This window comes from Stenotrophomonas sp. TWI700, from assembly GCF_039673645.1.
Taxonomy (GTDB): domain Bacteria; phylum Pseudomonadota; class Gammaproteobacteria; order Xanthomonadales; family Xanthomonadaceae; genus Stenotrophomonas; species Stenotrophomonas maltophilia_AA.
In genome coordinates this window covers 1-5,075 of the sequence record NZ_JBDJMB010000058.1, presented here as the reverse complement: position 1 = coordinate 5,075, position 5,075 = coordinate 1, and the positions used below count along the sequence as shown (strand labels likewise).

General features: G+C 69.4%; 6 protein-coding genes. 3 read left to right on the top strand and 3 right to left on the bottom strand.

The window, feature by feature from the left end:
* Positions 1–143: 143 nt before the first annotated feature.
* Together ABE473_RS18775 and ABE473_RS18770 are read right to left on the bottom strand one after the other, a co-directional pair.
* On the bottom strand, positions 144–1,124 hold the full coding sequence (locus ABE473_RS18775; RefSeq protein ID WP_346490529.1) for a sensor domain-containing protein: 981 nt from the start codon (positions 1,122–1,124) through the stop codon (positions 144–146).
* Positions 1,121–1,486 carry a PadR family transcriptional regulator gene (locus ABE473_RS18770; RefSeq protein ID WP_176989977.1) on the bottom strand — a complete coding sequence of 122 codons (366 nt, stop codon included), beginning with the start codon at positions 1,484–1,486 and terminating at the stop codon, positions 1,121–1,123. The genes ABE473_RS18775 and ABE473_RS18770 overlap by 4 nt, the downstream gene beginning before the upstream one ends.
* 149 nt (positions 1,487–1,635) lie before the next feature.
* Here ABE473_RS18770 and ABE473_RS18765 point away from each other — a divergent pair, with 149 nt between their 5' ends.
* A complete protein-coding gene (locus tag ABE473_RS18765; RefSeq protein ID WP_346490528.1) occupies positions 1,636–2,535 on the top strand; it encodes a peptidylprolyl isomerase in 900 nt (299 codons plus the stop codon).
* Between the two features lie 78 nt (positions 2,536–2,613).
* On the opposite strand, the gene ABE473_RS18760 is transcribed toward ABE473_RS18765, so the two are convergent.
* Entirely contained in the window at positions 2,614–3,495 is an 882-nt protein-coding gene (locus tag ABE473_RS18760; RefSeq protein ID WP_346490527.1) for a DMT family transporter, read from the bottom strand.
* Between the two features lie 159 nt (positions 3,496–3,654).
* Here ABE473_RS18760 and ABE473_RS18755 point away from each other — a divergent pair, with 159 nt between their 5' ends.
* Both ABE473_RS18755 and ABE473_RS18750 read left to right on the top strand, forming a co-directional pair.
* Positions 3,655–4,605, top strand: a complete 951-nt coding sequence (locus ABE473_RS18755; protein ID WP_346479459.1) for a LysR substrate-binding domain-containing protein — start codon at positions 3,655–3,657, stop codon at positions 4,603–4,605.
* Positions 4,606–4,693: 88 nt separating this feature from the next.
* Complete coding sequence (locus tag ABE473_RS18750; protein ID WP_019184421.1) at positions 4,694–4,987, top strand: hypothetical protein; 294 nt, start codon at positions 4,694–4,696, stop codon at positions 4,985–4,987.
* Positions 4,988–5,075 lie beyond the last annotated feature (88 nt).

The window sequence follows — 5,075 nt, the reverse complement described above, 5'->3', positions numbered from 1 at the left end:
CGCGCTCCCGCCCGCCCGCTCCCCCCAACCCCCCCCTCCCCCGGGGCCCCCCCCCCCCCCCCCCCCACTACCGGATCCTCGGGTTCTGCAGCGCCGGTAGGTGACGACCGTTGGTCGTCACCCTCGCCATCCTCGTGTCCCGTTTACAACCGCACCAGCAGGTGCTTGGCCATCATCCCGTGCAGGCGGCCGATGCCGCGGGCCAGGTGCAGCGTCGCGAACAGCAGCAGCACGCCGACCACCGCCAGCAGCGGTGTGATCCAGACCGGCAGCATCTGGCTGCCGTCGATGTGCAGGCCCACGTAGCTGCTGGAGAACAGCGCCGCCACCGGTGCCCAGATCAAGCCCATCGAGGTCGACAACAGCGTGGTGGCGATCGTGAAGTAGACGATGCCCAGCGGCAGCATCAGCACGAAGTAGAGCAGGGTCAGCCAGGTCCGCCCATCAGTGAACATGTCGCCGATGCGCTGCAGCCAAGTGCGGCTGCGGTCGGAGTACGTCGGCCGGCGCGGCATGCGCTCGCCCAGCAGCGCTTCCACCAGCCGCCCTTCCAGCAGTGACAGGCCGCGCACCGAGCCGAAGAACAGCACCGCCACCGGGATGCCGATGATCAGCACCATCAGACCCAGCGACAGCGACAGGCCGGTGACCACCCAGGTGAAGAAGAACGTGCCGGTAGCGAGCGACAGCAGCATGTAGAACAGCGCGCCGTAGGTGCGTGCCTCCAGCGCGACACCGAAGAAACGGGCCAGTGCCGAGCGCGGCCTGGGCGGGGCCGGCGGCGGCGGCACCGAGTCCGCGCCGGTACCGACCGGCGCAGCGCGTCGCAGCGGCGCCGTTCCGGCACTGGGCGTGCGCAGCGCGCGGTTCACGGTGATCTCGGTTTCGCGGTAGATGTCGGCGACTTCTTCCGGCGCGCCATAGCTGCCGGCGACATCGGCGATCACCTCGGCCTCGCTGCGGCCGGGCTGGGCGGCCAGCTCCGAACGCAGGTATTCCTCGGCGTCGTACAGGGCGTCCTGCACCATCGCCGGATCGGCGTCGTGCAGCGCCGCGCGCAGCTGGGCCAGATACGCGGGAATGGTGGTCGGCAAGGCCCGACCGGCCACGGACTCGATGTTCATTCGGTTACCCCTTCCAGGACGGAATCGACGGAATCACGGGTGGCACGCCACGCGGCGGTCCATTGCCTGAGCACTTCGTGGCCCGTGTCATTGATGCGGTAGTAGCGGCGCGGCGGACCCGCCACCGACGGTTCAACATGGCTTTCCAGCAACCCGGCCCCTTCCAGGTTGCGCAGCACCGGATACAGCGCGCTCTGCTTGCCGCTCAGCACGCCCTCGCCGATCCGCTCCAGCTCCTTGGCGATCAGGTACCCGTACAGCGGCTCGCCGGCCTTGGCCAGGACCGCCAGCAGGGCCAGTGAGACCGTGCCGGAACTGAGCTCTTTCTGGAACTTCTTCAGGTGGACGTCGTGGTCGCTCATGGCGGTCTCCGCTAGCGTGGAGTCCACACTAGTCCGAAGTTCGCTATAGCGGATGTGTCGTTAGTCACCGTGCCGGTGGGCATGGCCGGCTGGCCGTGGCTGGCGTGCTCGCGCACAATCGGGGCACTACCTTCCTGAACGGGTCCGCCATGTCGCCACGTCGTCCTGCCCTGCTCGCCCTCGCCCTGGCCTGCCTGCTCCCCACCCAGGCCAGCGCGGCCACGCCTTACCGCAGCCCGCAGCAGATCCTGGACGCCTCGCCGGACAGCGACTGGCGCACGCCCGACCCGGCCAACCTGCTGTACATGAACCTGCCGGCTGGCCGCGTCATCATCGAACTGGCCCCGGCGTTCGCGCCGCAGCATGTGGCCAACATCCAGACCCTTGCCCACGAGCATTTCTGGGATGGCGAGAGCATCTACCGCGCGCAGGACAATTTCGTGGTGCAGTTCGGCGATGCCGACGCCGATGATGCCGCCAAGGCAAAGCCGCTCGGCAGCGCCACGCGCAAGCTCCCGGCCGAGTTCCAGCGCGACAGCAAGGGGCTCAAGGTCAGCCTGCTGCCCGACCGTGATGGCTGGGCTGACCAGACCGGTTTCGTCGACGGCTTCCCGGTGGGCCAGGACCGCAAGGACGGCAAGACCTGGCTGGCGCATTGCTATGGCGCGCTGGGTGCCGGCCGCAACAACGAGGAAGACAGCAGCATCGGCGCCGAGCTGTACGTGGTGACCGGACAGTCACCGCGTCAGCTGGACCGCAACATCACCGTGGTCGGCCGCGTGCTGCAGGGCATGGAGCTGCTCAGCGCCCTGCCACGCGGCCCGGCGCCGATGGGCTTCTACACCGATCCGGCGCAGCGCACCGCGATCCAGTCGATCCAGCGTGCGAGCGACGTCCCGGCGGCGGAGCGCCCCAAGCTGCAGGTGCTGCGCACCGACTCCAGGACCTTCGCCGATGCGACCGAAGCACGCCGCAACCGCGTCGATGATTTCTACAAGCGCCCGGCGGGCCACATCGACCTGTGCAATATCCCGGTGCCGGTGCGCTGAGGATGAGATAACCGACGCGTCAGCGTCCGGATGCCCGGTACAGCCACCCCATGGGTGGCTGCACGCGGCCCCACAGGCCTATCGCTTCTGCGACACCGCCACGCTGCCAAGAATCAGCACACCCGCCACCACCATCGCGCCGGTCACCGGTTCGCCCAGGAACCACCAGGCGAACAGTGCGCCGAACATCGGCACCAGATAGGTCACGGTGGAGGCCCGCGCCGGGCCGATGCGGGCGATGAGGCGGTAGAACATCAGGAACGCCAGGCCGGTGCAGACCACGCCCAAGGCGATCGCGCAGGCCCAGGACAGCATCGGGATCGGGCCCGTCGGCCAGTGGGTCAGCGCCATCGGCAGCAGCAGGATCGCAGCGCAGCCCAGCGTGGCGCCGGCCGAGGCCGCCGGCGGCAGGCCGGTCATGTGGCGCTTCACCAGATTGACGCCCAGGCCGTACAGCAGCGCCGCCAGTGCACCGGCCAGCACCGCCGCGCCGATGCTCAGGCCGGAGACCTTGGCCGTCGCCAGCACCACCACCCCCGCGAAGCCGACCAGCAGCGCGATCGCGCGGCGCATGCCGATTTTCTCGCCGAAGAACAGGAAGGCGATCAGCGCGGCAAACAGCACCGTCATCGCATTGCAGATCGCACCGATCGCGGCCGGGGCGCGCTGCGCGGCCCAGGCGAACAGCACGAACGGGATCGCCGAGTTGATCAGACCGATCGGCGCCAGCCACAGCCAGCGCCGGGCCGGGAAATGCGCGCGCGCCTGCCACAGGAACGGCAGCAGCACGAGCGCGCCGAGCAGCAGCCGCACTTCCACCAGTGCATAGGGGCCGAACGCCGGCACGGCCACGCGCATGAACAGGAACGAGCAGCCCCAGATCGCGCCGAGCACGGTCAGCTCCAGCGGCGTGCGCCAATCGCGCTCGACCGTGCCGGCGGCCAGCGGCGTCCCGCTCATGGCCGGCTCCCCAAGCAAGGCAGACACGCGGGGCGAGCGGTAAAGGACGGCAACATGCGCGTGAATCCAGGGAGGAAGGGCGACAGCATCCGCCCGCCGTTGCGCGCCCACAAGCGCGTAGTATCCGTGCAAGCCACAAATATGATTTGGGTCTCGACCATGATCCTTCGCCCCGCCCTGCTGCCCGCCCTGGGGGTGTTCGCGGTAGCCGCCCGCCACCAGAACTTCGCCCATGCCGCACAGGAACTGCACCTCACCGCCAGTGCGGTCAGCCACCACGTGCGGCGGCTGGAGGACCTGCTGGGCACGGTCCTCTTCCAGCGCCATGCGCGCGGCGTGCGGCTGACCGCCGAGGGCCGCCAGCTGGCCGATGCGGCCGCAGCGGCATTGAGCGATCTCAATGCGGTGGCCGGCAACCTGCATCCCCAGGCCGACATCGTGCCGCTGCGGGTCACCACCATCCGCTCGCTGTCGTACTGCTGGCTGATCCCGCGCCTGCCGCGTTTCACCCACCAGCATCCGCGCATGCGCATCGAGCTGCAGACCAGCACCGAGCTGGTCCGCTTCGACGAGACGGGCCCGGAGCTGGGCATCCGCTACGGGCTGGGCCAGTGGCCCGGCATGACCGCGCATCACCTGATGGACGACGAGCTGTGCCCGGTCGCCTCGCCGTCCCTGGCGGGCGTCTCGACATTGCGCGAACCGGCGCAGATCGCTGCCCTGCCGCTGCTCAGCGACATGTCACCGCAGGGCTGGCGCGACTGGTTCCGCGCTGCCGGCGTGCGCGGGCTGGATCTGCCGTCGCTGCACACCTTCAGCGACAGCACCGATGCGATGCGCGCGGCGGTGTATGGCATCGGCGCGGTGCTCGCCCGCAAACACATCGCGCAGCCCTATCTGCAGCGCTACGAACTGGTGCGCCTGCCCGGGCCTGCGCTCAAGGCACGCTACGCCTACTACGTGGTGCACGCCGAGCATCGCCCGCTCAGCCCGACCGCGCAGGCGTTCATGGACTGGCTCAAGCGCGAGGCGCTGGACGAACGCACCCCGCTGCCCGCGCTGCCCGATGAACTGCTGGGGCTCCCCCCTGCGGATGGCACGCACGACTGAACCAGACGCCGCGCCCGGTCGCGCATCCTCACCCGGCCTTTTCCGTCCGCTGGCTAGGCTGGAGTCCCTTTCCCCCGAGGCTCGACCCATGGCCCTGTTGCGACTGCGAATCACCGGCACCGAAGACGATGCACGTGCCATCACCGACCTGCTGCAGAGCATCGAGGGGATCGAACACGTCGAAGAAACCGACGACCTGATGCCGCACATGGACGACGACGATTCCAGCTCGGCCGGCCTCTCCGACGACATCGGCCCGGGTACCCACGAACTGGAAGTGGAAGTCGGCAATGCACTCGGCGCCCAGCGCGTGCGCGATGCCGTACAGGAGCTGGCGCTGGAGCTGGATGTCTTCGTCGAATACGAGCAAGACGAAGGTTGATTCAACCGTCGTGGGGCGGGGGGGGGGGCGGCGCGCCCCGCGGGTGGAGGAAGCCGCGCCTGCGCGGTTGGGCCCCAGGACGGGCGGG